Origin of the sequence: Aliiroseovarius crassostreae, assembly GCF_001307765.1 — a bacterium.
In the GTDB taxonomy this organism is placed as follows: Bacteria; Pseudomonadota; Alphaproteobacteria; order Rhodobacterales; family Rhodobacteraceae; genus Aliiroseovarius; species Aliiroseovarius crassostreae.
Window position 1 is genome coordinate 618532 of the sequence record NZ_LKBA01000004.1, and the last position, 17055, is coordinate 635586.

19 protein-coding genes are annotated in these 17055 nt (G+C 58.1%); 10 read left to right on the forward strand and 9 right to left on the reverse strand.

Annotated features, from left to right (window positions below; translation table 11 throughout):
• Positions 1-3 precede the first annotated feature (3 nt).
• The 3 genes from AKJ29_RS05230 to AKJ29_RS05240 all read left to right on the forward strand — a co-directional run bounded on the left by AKJ29_RS05230 (position 4) and on the right by AKJ29_RS05240 (position 1445).
• The gene (locus AKJ29_RS05230; RefSeq protein ID WP_055188566.1) at positions 4-543 is read left to right on the forward strand and encodes a F0F1 ATP synthase subunit B'; all 540 of its coding nucleotides are present in this window, start codon (positions 4-6) and stop codon (positions 541-543) included.
• A gap of 4 nt (positions 544-547) precedes the next feature.
• Positions 548-1105, forward strand: a complete 558-nt coding sequence (locus AKJ29_RS05235; RefSeq protein ID WP_055188567.1) for a F0F1 ATP synthase subunit B — start codon at positions 548-550, stop codon at positions 1103-1105.
• A gap of 130 nt (positions 1106-1235) precedes the next feature.
• On the forward strand, positions 1236-1445 hold the full coding sequence (locus AKJ29_RS05240; RefSeq protein WP_055188569.1) for a YgaP family membrane protein: 210 nt from the start codon (positions 1236-1238) through the stop codon (positions 1443-1445).
• A 25-nt stretch (positions 1446-1470) separates the two neighbouring features.
• Here AKJ29_RS05240 and AKJ29_RS05245 read toward each other — a convergent pair whose 3' ends face one another.
• The 3 genes from AKJ29_RS05245 to AKJ29_RS05255 all read right to left on the reverse strand — a co-directional run bounded on the left by AKJ29_RS05245 (position 1471) and on the right by AKJ29_RS05255 (position 4013).
• Positions 1471-2226, reverse strand: a complete 756-nt coding sequence (locus AKJ29_RS05245) for a FadR/GntR family transcriptional regulator (RefSeq protein ID WP_055188571.1) — start codon at positions 2224-2226, stop codon at positions 1471-1473.
• A 129-nt stretch (positions 2227-2355) separates the two neighbouring features.
• A complete protein-coding gene (locus AKJ29_RS05250; protein ID WP_055188574.1) occupies positions 2356-3006 on the reverse strand; it encodes an OmpA family protein in 651 nt (216 codons plus the stop codon).
• Positions 3007-3125: 119 nt separating this feature from the next.
• On the reverse strand, positions 3126-4013 hold the full coding sequence (locus AKJ29_RS05255; protein ID WP_055188576.1) for a methylated-DNA--[protein]-cysteine S-methyltransferase: 888 nt from the start codon (positions 4011-4013) through the stop codon (positions 3126-3128).
• Positions 4014-4147: 134 nt separating this feature from the next.
• Here AKJ29_RS05255 and nth point away from each other — a divergent pair, with 134 nt between their 5' ends.
• Together nth and AKJ29_RS05265 are read left to right on the forward strand one after the other, a co-directional pair.
• Positions 4148-4804: an endonuclease III gene (gene nth / locus AKJ29_RS05260; protein WP_055188578.1), complete on the forward strand. Its 657-nt coding sequence runs from the start codon at positions 4148-4150 to the stop codon at positions 4802-4804.
• Positions 4801-5796, forward strand: a complete 996-nt coding sequence (locus AKJ29_RS05265; protein WP_055188580.1) for an adenosine kinase — start codon at positions 4801-4803, stop codon at positions 5794-5796. The genes nth and AKJ29_RS05265 overlap by 4 nt, the downstream gene beginning before the upstream one ends.
• A 323-nt stretch (positions 5797-6119) precedes the next feature.
• On the opposite strand, the gene AKJ29_RS05270 is transcribed toward AKJ29_RS05265, so the two are convergent.
• Both AKJ29_RS05270 and AKJ29_RS05275 read right to left on the reverse strand, forming a co-directional pair.
• Positions 6120-6536 carry an OsmC family protein gene (locus AKJ29_RS05270; protein WP_055188582.1) on the reverse strand — a complete coding sequence of 139 codons (417 nt, stop codon included), beginning with the start codon at positions 6534-6536 and terminating at the stop codon, positions 6120-6122.
• A gap of 31 nt (positions 6537-6567) precedes the next feature.
• On the reverse strand, positions 6568-7386 hold the full coding sequence (locus tag AKJ29_RS05275) for a sulfotransferase family protein (RefSeq protein ID WP_055188584.1): 819 nt from the start codon (positions 7384-7386) through the stop codon (positions 6568-6570).
• A 160-nt stretch (positions 7387-7546) separates the two neighbouring features.
• Here AKJ29_RS05275 and AKJ29_RS05280 point away from each other — a divergent pair, with 160 nt between their 5' ends.
• From AKJ29_RS05280 to AKJ29_RS05300, 5 genes are all read left to right on the forward strand, one after another.
• Positions 7547-9124 carry a DUF5928 domain-containing protein gene (locus tag AKJ29_RS05280; protein ID WP_055188586.1) on the forward strand — a complete coding sequence of 526 codons (1578 nt, stop codon included), beginning with the start codon at positions 7547-7549 and terminating at the stop codon, positions 9122-9124.
• A gap of 57 nt (positions 9125-9181) precedes the next feature.
• Positions 9182-9568, forward strand: a complete 387-nt coding sequence (locus AKJ29_RS05285; RefSeq protein ID WP_055188588.1) for an HIT domain-containing protein — start codon at positions 9182-9184, stop codon at positions 9566-9568.
• Between the two features lie 278 nt (positions 9569-9846).
• Positions 9847-10041 carry a zinc-finger domain-containing protein gene (locus tag AKJ29_RS05290; RefSeq protein WP_055188590.1) on the forward strand — a complete coding sequence of 65 codons (195 nt, stop codon included), beginning with the start codon at positions 9847-9849 and terminating at the stop codon, positions 10039-10041.
• A gap of 99 nt (positions 10042-10140) precedes the next feature.
• Entirely contained in the window at positions 10141-12960 is a 2820-nt protein-coding gene (gene polA, locus AKJ29_RS05295) for a DNA polymerase I (RefSeq protein ID WP_055188591.1), read from the forward strand.
• A 274-nt stretch (positions 12961-13234) separates the two neighbouring features.
• Positions 13235-14224, forward strand: a complete 990-nt coding sequence (locus tag AKJ29_RS05300; RefSeq protein ID WP_055188593.1) for a cation diffusion facilitator family transporter — start codon at positions 13235-13237, stop codon at positions 14222-14224.
• 138 nt (positions 14225-14362) lie between these two features.
• Here AKJ29_RS05300 and AKJ29_RS05305 read toward each other — a convergent pair whose 3' ends face one another.
• The 4 genes from AKJ29_RS05305 to AKJ29_RS05320 form a co-directional block, all read right to left on the reverse strand.
• Entirely contained in the window at positions 14363-15055 is a 693-nt protein-coding gene (locus tag AKJ29_RS05305; RefSeq protein WP_055188595.1) for a helix-turn-helix transcriptional regulator, read from the reverse strand.
• A gap of 42 nt (positions 15056-15097) precedes the next feature.
• Complete coding sequence (locus AKJ29_RS05310; RefSeq protein ID WP_074963591.1) at positions 15098-15475, reverse strand: VOC family protein; 378 nt, start codon at positions 15473-15475, stop codon at positions 15098-15100.
• A gap of 152 nt (positions 15476-15627) precedes the next feature.
• Positions 15628-16389: a hydroxypyruvate isomerase family protein gene (locus tag AKJ29_RS05315; protein WP_055188596.1), complete on the reverse strand. Its 762-nt coding sequence runs from the start codon at positions 16387-16389 to the stop codon at positions 15628-15630.
• Positions 16389-17021: a DUF1285 domain-containing protein gene (locus AKJ29_RS05320; RefSeq protein ID WP_055188598.1), complete on the reverse strand. Its 633-nt coding sequence runs from the start codon at positions 17019-17021 to the stop codon at positions 16389-16391. The genes AKJ29_RS05315 and AKJ29_RS05320 overlap by 1 nt, the downstream gene beginning before the upstream one ends.
• Between the last annotated feature and the right edge of the window lie 34 nt (positions 17022-17055).

A 17055-nucleotide genomic window follows, 5' to 3' on the forward strand; every position in this document is an offset into this window, starting at 1 on the left:
GACATGGCAAGTAACACAAATACCACGGATGCTGCAAACGGCGCTGCCGAAGCTGCAGGCATGCCGCAGCTGGATTTCTCGACCTTCGGGAACCAGATCTTCTGGCTCGTGGTGACGCTGGTCGTGATCTACTTCGTGCTGACCAAGATTGCCCTTCCTCGTATCGAAGGCATTCTGCAGTCGCGCCAAACCCGGATCACCAACTATCTGACCACTGCCGAAGAGATGAAGCAGAAAGCCGTTGAGGCCGAAGCTGCATACAATCAGGCGCTGGCAGATGCCCGCCTTGAGGCCAACAAGATCGTGGCCGAAGCGCGTGCTGAAATTCAGGCTGAGGTGGATGCCGCCGCTGCCAAGGCAGATGCTGAGATCGCTGCAAAGGCCGCTGAAAGCGAAGCCGCCATCGCAGAGATCCGCGCAGGGGCCGTGGACAGCATCAAGGCTGTTGCCAAAGATACCGCCAAGGAAGTCATTGGCGCTCTGGGGCACTCGGTTGACGCCAAAACCGTGACCGCGGCTGTGACCGCTCGGATGAAAGGGTAAGGACATGATGAAACGCGTTCTCACCCCGCTCGCTCTGATCGCTGCCCAACCGGCATTTGCTGCCGGCGGCGGGCTGGACCTGTCCAACACCGACTTGGTGGTTTGGCTGGCCTTCCTGCTGTTTGTGACCTTCCTGGGTTACATGGGGGTGCACAAACTGTTGGGCGGCAAGCTTGACGAACGTGCCGAGGGCATCAAATCCGAGATCGAAGAAGCTCAGAAACTTGCAGACGAAGCACGCGAAGTTCTCGCGTCTTATGAACGCAAGCAAAAGGAAGTGGCTGAACAGGCAGAGCGCATTGTCGCCCATGCCAAAGAAGAAGCCGCCAATGCCGCTGAGCTGGCCAAGGAAGATCTGAAGGCTTCGATTGCACGCCGTCTGGCTGCCGCCGAAGATCAGATCGCATCGGCCCAGGCCTCGGCTGTCAAGGAAGTGCGCGACAGCGCAGTTTCCGTGGCCATCGGCGCCGCACGTGACGTGATCGCCAAACAGATGACCGCGACCGAAGGCAACAAGCTGATCGACGCCGCCATCAAGGATGTGGAAGCCAAGCTCCACTGATCGCGATTGCGAGACCAGACATCAAAAACCCCGGCTGCAGGCTCCTGTAGCCGGGGTTTTCTTTGGTGTTTACGGTGATTGATATATTCGTAATGATGAATATATTCCCCAAACATCAAGGAGACCGTTCATGAACGCCCAACGCGCCACCATGTCCATTGCCGGACTGTTCATCCTTATCAGCCTGGGGCTTGCCCACCTGTCCGGGCAGGTCAATCTTGGCCAGGTCAGCTGGCTGTGGTTCACCCTTTTCGTCGGGGGCAACCTGTTCCAGTCCGGCCTGTCCGGTTTCTGCCCGCTGACCCGCATTCTGGTGCGCCTGGGATTGCGCGCGGCCTGATCTGATTTGCACAGGTGAAGGTGCCCTACTGGGCGCTTTCGTGGCTCAGGCGCTGTTTTGCGATCTCTTCATTGCGTTCCGCACGCCGCATATCCGCATAGCCCTGGGCCACAAAATCAAGATGCGCTTCAATTGCTTCGCGGGCGCGCACCGGGTCGCGGGCCTGAAGGGCATCATTGATGTCCCGGTGCTGGTTCAAAAGGTCAGCACGGGTGTTGTAAAGCTGGATGATAACCTGCCGATTGTAGAATACACCACGCTTTAGCAGATCATACATCGCACGCATGACATGCACGATCATCACGTTGTGGCTGGCTTCGACAATGGCGGAATGGAAGTTGGCATCCAGATCAGCCCCTTTGCCTGCCGGCGCGTCTTCCATCTTGCGAAAGATGCTGTCAATCACTTCCAGATCGGTGTCCGAAGCCAGCCGGGCAGCGCGTTCCGCCGCCATCCCTTCGAGGTCACGCCGAAACGCCAGATAGTCATAAACCGCTTCGTCATGGCGCCCCAGCAACCCGGTCAGGGCGGGCGAGAAGGAGCTGTCCAGATCTTCGGAGATGAAAACCCCGGACCCGGCGCGACTTTGCAAAAGCCCCAGTGATTGCAACTCGGCAATGGCTTCGCGCAGGGACGGGCGCGATACCCCCATCCGTTCGGATAAATCGCGCTCAGAGGGCAGCCGCTCGCCGGGGCGCAGCACGCCACGCAGGATCAAAAGTTCGATCTGTTCCACAACGGATTTGGACAGCTTTCCGGCATTGATCTTCTGAAATGGCATCTTGATCCTCGTTCTGGGTGGTAAACTAATATGACCACATGAAGCGGAGAGGTTCAAGCATTCAGCAGAAAAGAAAAAGGCCAGACGGGTGTCGTCTGGCCTTTCTTGTTTCAACGGGCGTGTGCCGGATCAGGTATAGGGGCGAATGATGATTTCGACCCGGCGGTTCTGCTGACGCCCCTCGGGGGTCAGGTTCGACGCCACCGGGCGGCTTTCACCACGCCCGATCGTGACCACGCGCGAGCTTGGCACGCCATTTTGGAACAGAACCGACGCGACAGAGGCCGCACGGCGTTGCGACAGGGCAAGGTTATAGCCGGCATCACCCACATTGTCGGTGTGCCCGATCACTTCCACAGCCGAGTTCGGATAGTTCAGCAGGTTGCGTGCCAGCGCGCCAAGGTCGCTCCGCAGGCCGGGGTTCACAACGGCACTGTCGGTGGCAAACAGGATGTCCTGCGGCATGGTCACAACCAGGCTTTCCCCGGTGTTCACAATGCGCACCTGATCGTTGCCCATCGAGGCTTCCAACTCACGTGCTTGTTTGTCCAGCTGCGACCCGATCACGCCACCGACGCCCGCGCCGATGGCAGCACCAAGGGCTGCGCTGCCCAGTTTGTTGTCATCTCCGCTGATCGCGCCGATCAGACCACCGACCATTGCTCCGGCCACGGCACCGTTCTTGGTGCGGGGACCCATCTCGCCGGTGGGCGAGGTACAGGCGGTGATCGTCAGGGCACCGATGGTGCCGAGAATCAAAAGGGGTTTGGTTTGGAACATTTCTGCCGCTCCTCAATGCGTTAAACTCATGTCTCTGCTACCATGATGCCCTGTTGTTATCGAATAACAAGGGGAGAATGCGCGGCAGATCGCCATTCTGCAACGCCGGGACGCGCCGTTTATCCCGCCATACCCCCTTCAGGCGCGATTTTCTGTGTCTGGGCGCTTTCCAGATCTGCGCTTTCCCAGGCCAGAAGCGCCCGTTTGACCTGCAGTCCCCAATGGTACCCGCCCAGGGCGCCGGATTTCCGCAAGGCGCGGTGGCAGGGGATTAGCCAGCTGACGGGGTTGCGGCCAATCGCGGTGCCCACGGCGCGCACGGCGCGCGGGTTGCCTGCGGCCTCGGCGATCTCGGAATAGGTTGAAACGTGACCCGAAGGGATGCGTAACAAGGCCTCCCATACCTTGATCTGCAATGGGGATCCGATCAGGTGCAAAGGTGTCTTTCCCGCGTCGCCCGATGCCATGTCATAGGCGGCGAGCACCCAAGGGCGCAGGAATGCCGGATCTTCGATGAACGTGGCGTTGGGCCAGCGGGATCTGAGGTCGGCCAGTGCCACGTCGGCGCCAGTTTCTTCGGCAAACCCGATCCCACAGATCCCCTTTTCGGTTCCCATGACCAATGACGGTCCAAAGGGGCTGTCAAACCAGCCCCAATAAATCGTCAGTCCTTCGCCCTTGCGGGCATATTCGCCGGGGCTCATCGCTTCCCAGCGCAGAAAAAGGTCATGCAGGCGCCCTTGTCCGGACAGGCCCACCGAATGGGTGGTGGAGAGTGTCGTGTGGCGGTCGCGCAAGAGTGTCTTGGCATGGCCGAGTGTGAGAAACTGTTGATAGCGTTTGGGGGATACCCCGACAAAGCGCGAAAACACCCGCTGAAAATGCGCAGGGGACAGGCCGATCCGGGCCGCCAGTTCGTCCAGCGGCAGCTTGCCACCTGCCGCATCAATCTCTTCGATTGCGCGACCGATGATCTTGTAGTGATAGCTCTCTTCTGTCGAGGTCATGGCGTGTCCTTTTCCCCCAGGATGGCGCAATCCGCGTGTCGGTGCGACCCGAATGTTGCGCTTTTGGCATTGCGTTGGCGGGCAGGCCGTAGAACGGTCTTGTGTCAAAAGGGGCGGGCGGGCATACCGCTCCTATGATAAAACGTGCCGCCAAACAAATGAGCTACCACGAGATCCGTGAGGTATTTCGTCGGTTTCACGAAGCTGAGCCCGCTCCGAAAGGCGAGCTGGACCACACCAACGCCTACACTCTGGTGGTTGCCGTGGCCCTGTCGGCGCAGGCCACCGATGTTGGTGTGAACAAGGCAACGCGGGATCTGTTCCCGATTGCGGATACGCCGCAGAAAATGCTGGAGCTGGGCGAAGAGGGGCTGACCCAACATATCAAGACCATCGGACTTTACCGTCAGAAGGCCAAAAATGTGATCAAGCTGTCACGCATTCTGGTGGAGGAGTATGGCGGCGAGGTGCCCTCGTCGCGTGCGGCTCTTGAAAGCCTGCCGGGGGTGGGGCGCAAGACCGCCAATGTGGTTTTGAATATGTGGTGGAACGTGCCGACCCAGGCTGTGGATACCCATATCTTTCGTGTCGGAAACCGGACCGGGATCTGCCCAGGCAAAGATGTGGTCGCGGTTGAACGCGCGGTCGAGGACAATATCCCGGCAGAATATCTGCAACATGCGCATCACTGGCTGATCCTGCATGGACGGTATGTCTGCAAGGCGCGCAAACCTGTCTGCGGGAACTGCCTGATCCGCGACATCTGTCTTTTTGAGGAAAAGAATCTATGACAAAGACTTACAAGGTTGTCGGCATCGGCAACGCAATTGTGGATGTGCTGACCACGGCGGATGAATCGTTCCTCGAACTGATGGGGATCGAGAAGGGCATCATGCAGCTGGTTGAAAAAGACCGGGCAGAGGTGCTTTACGGCGCGATGGAGGGCCGCAAGCAAGCGGCTGGTGGATCGGTGGCAAACACGCTTGCGGGGATCGGCAAGCTTGGGCTGAAAACAGGCTTCGTCGGTCGCGTTCATGATGATGCGCTTGGGCATTTCTATGCTGACGCGATGGAGATGGACGGAACGCGTTTTGTGAACCCGCCGGTGCCGGGCGGAGAGCTGCCGACGTCGCGCTCGATGATTTTTGTGTCTCCCGATGGGGAACGGTCAATGAACACCTATCTGGGGATCTCGGCCGAGCTTGGACCTGAGGATGTGGATCCGGCGGTGGCTTCGGATGCCGAGATCGTGTTCCTTGAAGGATATCTGTTCGATAAGGACAAAGGCAAAGAGGCGTTCATCGCCATGGCGCGGGCCTGCCGTGGGGCAGGGGGCAAAGCGGGGATCGCCATTTCCGATCCGTTCTGCGTGGAACGCCACCGCACCGATTTCCTGATGCTGATCGAGCACGAGCTGGACTATGTGATCGGGAATGAGGATGAGATCAAATCCCTGTTTGAAACCGACGATCTGGATGAGGCGCTGGCGAAAACCGCTGCGATCTGCCCGCTGGTGGCCTGCACCAGATCGGGCGATGGCGTGACGATTGTGCAAAATGGCGCACGCGTGGATGTGCCGGTGGAAGAGATCACCCCCGTGGATGCAACAGGGGCCGGAGACGGGTTTGCCGCCGGTTTCCTGTATGGGCTTGCCACCGGCGCCGATATCCGGACCTGTGGTGAAATGGGCTGTGTCGTGGCGGGGGAAGTGATCCGCCATATGGGGCCGCGCGCTGACCGAAATCTTCAGGCGCTGCTGCGTGATCAGGGGTTGCTTGCGTGAGCAGAGGTTTTGACAACTTGTTACCAAGCGCGCCCCTTTGAGGGCGCGTTTTTGTTTGAGTAAGCCCGAGCTACTGCGCATATCGAAGAAAACTAGAAAACTAGAAAACTAGAAAACTAGAAAACTAGAAAACTAGAAAACTAGAAAACTAGAAAACTAGAAAACTAGAAAACTAGTTTTCTGGTTTTGTCTGGGTAAAGGCACGGCGTGGGTGCCGCCGTGCAAGTCGGAAGCCGCACGGAATTTTACGGCGCTCTTTGATGCTCAAAAAAGAAAAGGCCCCGCAGAAATGCGGAGCCTGAAAGAGGTCTGACCAAGGCGGGTCACTCTGTGTCCACAACCTCAAAATCATGGGTGACCTCAGCTGTGGCAGCCATCATGGCGGAGGCTGAGCAATATTTGTCGACCGAGAGTGAAATTGCCCGTTCGACCTTATCAGCCCCGACACCGCGCCCTTTCACGATGAAATGCAGGTGGATTTTGGTGAACACCTTGGGGTCCGTTTCCGCGCGCTCAGCATCCACCTCTACCTGAACGTCTTCGATCTTCTGACGGGATTTTTCGAGGATCGACACCACGTCATAGGCTGAACACCCTGCCGTTCCGATCAGCAAAAGCTCCATCGGGCTGGGGCCGGGCGTGCCGCCTTCTCCATGGCTTGTGCCCAGAACGATATTGTGACCCGTGCCGGATGTGCCGACAAAAGTCCGGGCTTCCGCCCAAGTTACGCGCGCTTTCATGTCTCTCTCACTTTGTTGTTGATGCGGCTGGTCAGTCGCCCAGCTTTGCATGAACCTCGTCCAGGTCGATCTCGCCGATTGGCATCTTGTTGCCCGGGTTCTCGAAGTCATATTTGAACAGGTTGAAGTCCCGTTTGTAGATTTCATAGACCAGATGCATGGACAGGTCGTCGAAGTAATCCTCAACCGGGTGGGCGCGTTTCGGCCCGTGGCCTTCGCTTTCGTTAAAGCGCGGAATTGCGTTCAGATCCACCTGATGGGGCGTGTCGATACTGTCGAGCACCTGTTGCATCCCGTCATTGAACTGTTCGGTCCAGAAAATCTTGTCATAGGTGCCACCATTCAGGATGAAGGTGGACACATGGCCCGACATTGCGGACCAGTGAATGTCCGGATCCATCGGTCGTTTCCAGCGGATCGTGTCGCGCGCAAACAGAAGAAAGCGGCGAAAGCTCTTGATCTGGTCGAAATCAAACGCGTCGTCCGGGCTGCCCACCTCGATCCCATATTTCTGAATGAGCATCGGAACCAGATTTCCGCGATAGCGTTTGCCATTGCGCTGGATGCCGCAAATCTTGTCAAAGAAGCTGGACAGGATGCGGGTATAGGGGTTTCGAACGCAGGTGAAGGCATAGCTGTTATGGGCCTTCACGTTGTTGATGATCAACTGTTGCGAATGCTCCTGCGACCACTTGTGCAGGCGGTCCTTGCTGTCGTGAATGTCGCCGTCGAAAAATTCGCCATGGTCAGAATAGAACATGATCTGACCAATGGTCGAGCAGGCGCATTTGGGCACCACGCGGTAGACCACGCTTTCACTTTCCGTCATCCAGGTGCCGGGAAATCCCATCTAACGCAGCCTCCTTGCCAAAACTTGTAATCGAAACGTCTGTCACGAAATGCAATTATCACCACTTAGAGGAAAAAAAGCAAAGAAACTCTGTTTATTCAATGGTTCTTCACGTTATTTATGGCAACAATGTCGCTGAAACTGAGGGATTATTTGGTAAATGGCAAAGATTGCCTTCATCTTGTTGTGTCACAAAGACCCTGATGCGATCATTAACCAGGCAACGCGGCTGACAGCTGCGGGTGATTGCATGGCGATTCACTTTGATGCCCGCGCAAAACCCGCACATTTTCAGAAAATATACGACGCCCTGAAAGACAATCCCAACGTCACCTTTGCCCGCAAGAGGATCAAATGCGGCTGGGGGGGCTGGTCTTTGGTGCAGGCCACGCTTCATGCCGTTGAAGCTGCGGTCGAAGCGTTCCCTCGAGCCACCCATTTCTACATGGTGTCCGGCGATTGCATGGCCATTAAATCCGCGGAATATGCCCATGCCTTTCTGGATCGTGAAGATGTCGATTACATTGAAAGCTTCGATTATTTCGCCAGTGACTGGATCAAGACCGGGATGAAGGAAGAGCGGCTGATCTACCGCCATTATTTCAATGAACGCACGCAGAAAATCTTGTTTTACACAAGTTACAACTTGCAAAAACGTCTGGGCCTGACGCGTGAAATCCCGCATGATATCCAGGTGCAGATTGGCAGCCAGTGGTGGTGTCTGCGCCGCCGGACGATCGAATGGATCCTCGATTTTACCCGCAAGCGCAAAGACGTGATGCGATTCTTTCGCTCAACCTGGATTCCGGATGAAACCTTCTTCCAGACGCTGGTGCGCCATATCGTGCCTGGCCAGGAAATCCGTAGCCGCACCCTGACGTTTTTGATGTTTACCGACTATGGGATGCCGGTCACGTTTTATAATGACCACTATGATCTTCTCTTGTCGCAGGACTTCCTGTTTGCGCGAAAAATCAGCCCCGAAGCCCATGTGCTCAAACGTCGTCTCGGTGACCTGTTTGCCGCCGAAGGGGTTGAGTTTCAGATTTCAAATGAAGGGCGCTCCCTGTTCAAGTTCCTGACCGGGCGCGGGCGGGTCGGGCAACGGTTTGCCCCCCGTTTCTGGGAACAGGAAGCCACCCTGGGGCGCGAACGTGAACTGCTGATCGTGGTGGCGAAGAAATGGCATGTGGGCAAGCGGGTGGCCCATCGGATCAAACAGGTCACCAATATCCCGACAATTGATTACCTGTTTGATGAAGAAAGCTGCCCGATGCCGGATCTTGGTGGCATCCAGACCCGGCTTGGAAAACGGACCCGGCATCGCAGGGCGTTGATGCGGATGCTGTTTGACTATTACGAAACAGAGCGGCTGGTGGTCTGTATGGACCCCAATAACATGGATTTGCTGCGGGACTTCTTTTCAGACCGCTCGCAGACCAAACTGTTGGAAGTGGAATGCAATTTCACCAATGACTACCTGCTTGGTCACGCCATGCGGGTCGGGCTGGCCGGCGAAAATACGCCGCGTGAAACCATTGACAGGCTGCTGCCCACCATCCGGTCCGACGTGATGAACGAAAGCGATGAAATCCGTGACGCGGCCTTTGAAGGTTACTTCCGCTTCAGCGAGTTTGCCTCCTCTGAAACCAATACACGCGCCCTTGCAGATTTCCTCTCCATTCCGGACAGTCACGCAAGGGAAATTGCCGAAACGGATCACCTCTTTTCGGACTGATCCCCCTCGGATTGACACCACAAGGCGAATAGCCAGAGAAAAGAAGCGGAGCGCCCCATGGCCTACATCTATGATGACCAGAATATCTTTGCCAAGATCCTGCGCGGTGAGATACCCAATGACACCGTGCTGGACACGGAACATGCGCTGGCCTTTCGGGACATCACGCCGCAGGCACCGGTCCATGTGCTGGTGATCCCCAAAGGGCCGTATGTGAATGCAGACCACTTTGCCAATGACGCCACTGACGAAGAGGTTCTGGGCTATATCCGCACCATCGGTGCCGTCTGCAAAATGCTCAATCTTGCCCCCGGTGATCAACAGGACGGGTATCGCACCATCGCCAATTCCGGCACACATGGGGTGCAGGAAGTGCCGCATTATCACACCCATATCCTCGGCGGTCGACCGCTGGGTCGAATGCTTGGCCGCGTAGAGGGCTGATCTCATTTTCTGGGCATAAATATCCCGGGGTGAGCGGTGAAACCGCGGGGGGCAGCGCCCCCAGGCTCAAACCGCAGGTTTGAGCCACTCTTAAAGCGTTTCGGTGTGTCGTGCGTTTCGAGAGTATGCTTTGTTTCAACCAAACCTCGAAACGCTTTGGCAAAACCGACCCCGCAGGGGCGGCTTTTCGACCGAAGAGCGGCCAATCCAAGCGCTTCCCTCTTGCCGCCGCGCCGATCATCACTATCATGCCCACAACGCATTACATGAGGTGAGCCATGAGCCAATCCGCACCGGAAACCAAACTCGTTGACAGCTACAAACTGGCCTGTGATGGCGGTGAGGGCGCACTGGGCCATCCGCGCGTCTATTTGCGGATCCCCAATGAACATGGCTGGGTCGAATGCCCCTATTGCGATTGCAAATTCGTGCATAAGGACCATGCCGACAAGACGGATGACCAGGCGGCGTAAACCCTCGCCCATCTGACACTTTTTCGGCTGCGGGCAGGCGCTTCGCAGCCGTTTTTGCCTTTGGGATCACGCCGGGGCCACAGGAATGAAGGACGCAACATGACCAGCGACACCGCCACGCTCGACCAAGGTTTCGGCAAGGGCTGCCACCTGCATCTGGTGGATGGGTCCGCCTTCATCTTCCGCGCCTATCACGCGCTGCCCCCACTCACGCGCAAATCCGACGGGTTGCCGATCGGCGCCGTGTCCGGCTTTTGCAATATGCTGCTCAAGTTCATCGAAGATCAGACCGGCCCGGATGCCCCCACCCATGTGGCGGTGATCTTTGACCATTCCGGCAAGAGCTTTCGCAACAAGATCTATCCGGCCTACAAGGCCAACCGCCCGCCTGCACCCGAAGATCTTGTGCCGCAATTCCCGCTGACCCGTGACGCCACCCGTGCCTTCAATATCGCCTGTATCGAGGTCGAAGGGTTCGAGGCTGACGATATCATCGCAACGCTTGCGCGCCGTGCCGATGCGGCGGGCGGGCGGGTCACGATCCTCTCCTCCGACAAGGACCTGATGCAGCTGGTCGGCGGTGGGGTCGAAATGCTTGACCCGATGAAGAACAAGCGTATCGGCGTGGAAGGTGTGGAAGAGAAGTTCGGCGTCGGTCCTGATCGAGTGGTCGATGTGCAGGCGCTGGCAGGTGACAGCGTGGACAACGTGCCCGGTGCGCCGGGGATTGGCATCAAGACGGCGGCGCTTCTGATCAATGAATTTGGCGACCTCGACAGCCTGCTCGCCCGGGCCGAAGAGATCAAACAGCCCAAACGACGACAGACCCTGATTGAAAAGGCGGATCAGATCCGCCTCTCTCGCGAGTTGGTCAAACTGGATGACCAGATGGATCTGGATCTGGATCTCACCACGCTTGAGATACAGGACCCGGAGCCGGAAACGCTGCTGTCATTCCTTGCGGATATGGAGTTTCGCACCCTTACCAATCGCATCGCCACCCGTCTGGGGGTGGATGCGCCCGAGATCCGACAGCCTGAAACCGCGCCGGGCCTCTCCACGCCAGAAGCCCCCGCGATCAATCCGGAGGCCTATGAATGGGTCCGGGACGGCGCCGCGTTGGCCTGCTGGGTGGAGGGGATCCGCGCCCGCGGTTACGTGGCCATCGACACCGAAACCACCGGTTTGGACGAGATGCTCGTGGACCTTGTGGGGATCTCGCTTTGTGTGGAACCGGGCACTGCCTGCTATATCCCACTGACCCACAAGACCAGCCAGTCCGATGACCTTTTTGGGGGGGATGAGCTGGCAGAGGGGCAGATGGCGCTGGACGAGGCGCTGGCGATCCTGAAACCTGTGCTCGAAGATCCGGCCATCCTCAAAATTGGCCAGAACATGAAGTATGATGCCAAGATTTTTGCCCGGAACGGGGTGAAGGTGGCGCCGATTGATGACACGATGCTGATGTCATATGCCCAGAATGCAGGGCTGCATAACCACGGCATGGACATTTTGTCCGAACGCTATCTCGACCACAAACCGATCTCGATCAAAACCCTGCTGGGCACCGGTAAATCCGCGATCACATTTGACCGGGTGCCGATCGAGGAGGCGGTGAAATATGCTGCCGAAGATGCAGATATCACCTTGCGCCTGTGGCAGTTGTTGAAACCGCGCCTGCACAGCGTAGGGGTCACGCGCGTCTATGAACGGCTCGAACGTCCGCTGGTTCCGGTTCTGGCCGAGATGGAAATGACCGGGATCAAGGTCGACCGCGATGTGCTTTCGCGCATGTCCAACGCATTTGCGCAGAAAATGGCAGGTTATGAGGCCGAGCTGCACGAGATCGTAGGACGCGAGTTTAACGTGCAAAGCCCCGCACAGGTAGGGGAAATCCTGTTTGGGGAAATGGAACTGCCCGGGGGCAAGAAAACCAAGACAGGGCAATGGTCAACCCCGGCCGATGTGCTGGAAGATCTCGCCGCTGAGCATGAATTTGCCGCGCGCGTTCTGGACTATCGCCAGTTGCAGAAGCTCAAATCCACCTATACCGATGCGCTTCAGGACCATATCCACCCGGAGACGGGGCGGGTGCATACCTCGTATCTGCAAACCGGGGCCAATACGGGCCGCATGGCGTCAAAAGACCCGAATCTGCAAAACATCCCGGTGCGCTCAGAAGAAGGCCGTCGTATCCGCGAGGCTTTTGTGGCCCCTGAAGGGAAGAAACTGATCAGCCTGGACTATAGCCAGATCGAACTGCGCATTCTCGCCCATATGGCCGGAATTGATGCGTTGAAACAGGCATTCCGTGACGGGCAGGATATTCACGCCATGACCGCGTCGGAAATGTTTGATGTGCCGCTGGATCAGATGACCCCGGATATTCGCCGCCAGGCCAAGGCGATCAACTTCGGTGTGATCTACGGCATCTCCGGCTTTGGTCTCGCCCGCAACCTGCGCATCCCCCGCGCAGATGCACAGGGCTTTATCGACCGCTATTTCGAACGCTTCCCGGGCATTCGCAAATATATGGATGAAACAGTGGCCTTCGCAAAGGAACACAAGCGGGTCGAAACCCTTTTTGGGCGCCAGATCCACACACCGGAAATTGGCGCAAAAGGCCCGCAGGCGGGCTTTGCAAAACGCGCGGCGATCAACGCCCCCATTCAGGGCACCGCTGCGGATATTATTCGTCGTGCCATGATCCGCATGCCGGATGCCATCAAAGGGCTGCCTGCCAAGATGCTGCTACAGGTCCATGACGAGCTTATCTTCGAAGTGGACGAAGCCGCCGTGGAGGACGTGATCGGCGTTGTGCGCAATGTGATGGAGGGGGCGTCCGAACCCGCCATCAAGCTCGACCTGCCGCTTGTTGTTGACGCCGGGGTGGGCATGAACTGGGCCGAAGCGCATTAAGCCCCCTTTCCCTTCGCGCCCCCCCGCGAACGGCTCCCCCGCCGCGTCTTTTTCTTGCCTGAAATACCTCGGGGTGAGCCTCGAAGAGGCGAGGGGCAGCGCCCCTTTCCCTCAACGCATCCGGCTGGTCGGAAAAAATGCAAAGACCTGCAAAAAGCCCCTTGAACCTCTAGTTGCTAGAGCAATTAAGTAGCGAGGTGAAATAGGAAACCGGGTGTTGCTCCGCTGCTGACCAGCCCGCGGCCCGTCCTCACAATCAGCGAAGGGTGGCCTGATGCCTCATGATCACAATCACACAGATACCCACCAAACTGGGCATAAACACGGGCATGGCGGGGGGCACGGGCATCACCACCATATTGACCCGGAGGCCGGGGACCTGAGGGTTGGCCTCGCCGTTGCGGTAAACGTGCTGTTGACCGTGGCACAGATCATCGGCGGCGTTCTGTCCGGCTCTGTCGCCCTGATTGCTGACGCGATCCACAACCTGTCGGATGCAGCCTCGCTGGCGATTGCCTTTTTTGCCCGAAAAATTGCACGCCGCACCACCGACACCCAGATGACTTTTGGATATAAGCGGGTGGAGCTGGTCGCGGCCCTGATCAACCTAACCACATTGGTGGTGATCGGGATTTACCTGGCCTATGAAGGGATCATGCGGTTTTTTGAACCGCCCGAGGTGGCCGGATGGCTGGTCATTATCGTGGCTGGCGTGGCGCTGGTGGTGGATGTGATCACCGCGTTGCTGACCTGGAGCATGGCCAAGGACAGCGCCAATATCCGTGCGGCCTTTCTGCACAATGTGGCCGATGCGCTGGGCTCGGTGGCTGTGATTGTGGTGGGGGTTCTGATTGTCGCCTTTGACTGGTATCTCGCCGATCCGATCGCCACGTTGGGTATTGCGGCCTATATCATCTGGATGGGGTTGGGGGAGCTGAGGGGCGTGGCGCGTATCCTGATGCTCGGCGCCCCTCCGGGGCTGGATGTGGAAGATGTGATCCGTGCCATGGAAACGGTGGAGGGGGTGGAGGAAGTCCACCATGTTCATCTGTGGCAGATCAGTGAAGAGGTGACCTCGCTTGAAGCGCATGTTGTTGTCACGCCCATCAACTGGCCAGAGGTAAATGCGGTGAAAACCGCCCTCAAAACCACCCTGAACAATCGGTTCGGAATTGGTCATGTCACGCTGGACATGGAAGCACCGGGGGATGCCTGCGTGGCACCGCAGCGGATTGGCGGCACCCGCCAAGGCGTTTCCGGATAACCCACGCAACATGATTGGTTCGAAATGCGCACAATTTGATGCCGCCTGCCGCGGTTCGGTGTCCCCCGTGTCTGGGGGCGCCGGACACGCAATGGAACGCATTTAAGCGAGGCGGGCTGATCCAGGGCAGGTGTGAAGTCAGGTTTCGCAGGCCTCTGCGTGCATGCGGGCATAGAAGGCGGAGAGGGACTTCTCGCGCTCTTCGCGATACACCTCTCCGGTGGTGAAACCTTCAATGCGATCCACGCGGAACATGCGAAAATCCGAGCGCAATTCACACCATCCCACCACGCACCAACCGGTTTGCCACAGCCACAGACCCAGCGGACGAATGGTGCGGGTGGTCTGGCAACCGTCACCATCGGTATAGGTCAGATGCAGGCGCCTGCGTGTGCCGACTGCGGCCTCGATCTGATCAATGAAATGACGATCCCGGTCCGATGGTGTCAGGGTGGGACCGGCATGTACTTCCACCCGGTCTGCCGCCGCCGACAGGGCTTCGGGCAGCACCGCGCGGATTTTACCGTGCGCGTCACGGGCCGATTTTGCCATTGCGGCCCCACCCATACGTTCGATCATCGAGATCCCGGCAATCAGCGCCATCACCTCGTCACGGGTGAACATCAGCGGCGGAATGTCATAGCCTGCCCGCATCACGTATCCGACCCCGGCTTCGCCCTCGATCGGCACGCCGGAGCCGATCAGATCGGCAATATCGCGATAGATCGTCCGAGAGGAGACCTCAAGTTCGGAGGCAAGATCTGCAGCCCGCGTCAGCCGGCCACCCCGCAGCAACTGGACAATCTGGAACAGGCGATCAGCGCGGCGCATCTTTCTGTTCCTCCTGACATTTGCTGCGGGGGCCGGGTTGGTTTAGGTCGTTTTCGGCTCGAACAGGCCTATCGTATTGCCATCAGGATCGGTGGCATAGACAAAACGTCCATAGGGGATTTCCACCGGATCACTGCTGATTTTGCCCCCCGCCTTTTCCCAGGCCTTGCTGGCGTCTTCCAGAGGGCAGGTCAGGTTGATATGCACGATATTGCCGGTGCCTGACGCTGCGGGAGTGCCTTCGTAAAGATTGCCACCGACCGTGTCCATGCGCCCCCCCAGAACGGCCATCGGCGCGGGGCTGTTCGTGTCGATCTCCATCGACCAGCCAAAGGCCGCATTGTAAAAGGCCACGGCTTTTTGCAGGTTGCGGACGGGAATTTCGGTCCAGACCACAAGCGGGGCAGGTTGGGTGTCCATGTCATATCTCCTTATCTGATGTGATAAGAACAGTGTGACACAGCCCTGCTGACAGCGTTCTGTCAGGAGCCTTGGACCGGGCGGTTTTTTCTTATGTAAGCCGCAAGGTGACGGTCATGGTCATGGCCACGGTCGGGGTGGGCAAGGTGGTTTCAGCCCAGACCGTCGGTCAACCAGATCAGCCCTGACTGGGTCTGCGCCGTGGGGTGGTATTCGCCGCTGACCCAGCCATTATAGCCTTCGCGGTCCAATTGCCGAAACCAGCGCGGATAGTTGAATTCGCCCCGGATCGGTTCCTTGCGATCCGGAATGCCACCCACCTGGATGTGGCGCACCAGATGGCGGTGCTCCGCCCAGCAGCCCAGCACATCCCCGGTGATGCGATCTGCATGATAGGCGTCAAACTGCAGGCCCAGATTGGGGGCGTTGACCTCGGCAATTACCTCGGCCGCCTGATCAAAGGAGTTGAGGAAATATCCCGGCATGTCATCCGTGTTGATCGGTTCGATGGTCAGGCTTTGCCCGGGGGCCATCCGGGCCGCCCATTTCAGGTTTTCCACATAGGTCCTGTGTGCAACAAGCCCCTCGGCCTTGCCCGCCATAATGTGGATGTGGCTGGCTTGAAAAGCTTTTGCATAGCGCAGGGTGCGCTTGAAATCATACTGAAATCGTTGCTGCCCATTTGGCGTTGCTGCAAAACCACGCGCGCCCCCGGTGTAGTTTGGTGGCGGAGTGTTGATCAGCACCATATGCAACCCGTTTGCGATCAGCTGCCGTGTCACCAGCTGGGCGGCGTCATCATAGGGAAACAGCACTTCCACAGCCTGAAACCCCGCCTCTGCCGCGGCCTGAAAACGTTCCAGAAACGGAAGCTCCTTGAACAGGAAGGTCAGGTTGGCGGCAAAACGCGGCATCAGGGGGCAAGCTCGTCAGCGGGGGTGATTGGGAAGAAAACCCCGTCCGACCAGAGGCCAAACCAGCGTGTTCCCTCCAGCTCATGAGGGCAGGCCAGATCCATCAGACGATAAAAGGTCTTGCGGTCAATGCGGGCATCCAGATTGCCGCGCACCCGCACATAGGGGCGCGGTGCACCGTCAGGCCCGTCCAGTTCAATCCTCAACGCCGCCGCGGGGCCGGCGGTGGTGGTGTCCCCCAGATTGGTGGTGAAGGTCAGGCGCTGATCGTGGCCTTCCCCCGTCACGTCGACGTCTTCGGCGATGAAGGGCACATCCTCCACCTGAATGCGAAACCGTTCAACCGGGGTGACCAGCATATAGCCCGCCTCGTTGCCGTCTTCGCCCGTGTCATATCGCAAGATCGAGGCAAACAGGCGCACCAGCCCGGGGCGGGTGATCGGGCGCCCCTCGTGGATCCACGCTCCGTCACGGGTGATGCGCATATCCATGTCCCCCGAAAAGGCAGGATGCCACAGATGCACCGGCGGCGGGCCTTTGGGCGCGGCCAGCTTAACCGCCTCTGACAAGCGTTTGGCGTCCGGTCCGGCCCCTGCCACCGGCGATTTCCCGTCACTTGGCGCTTTTGTCATTTGTTCCCCGCGAGTTTTCGGACTTAAATACAAG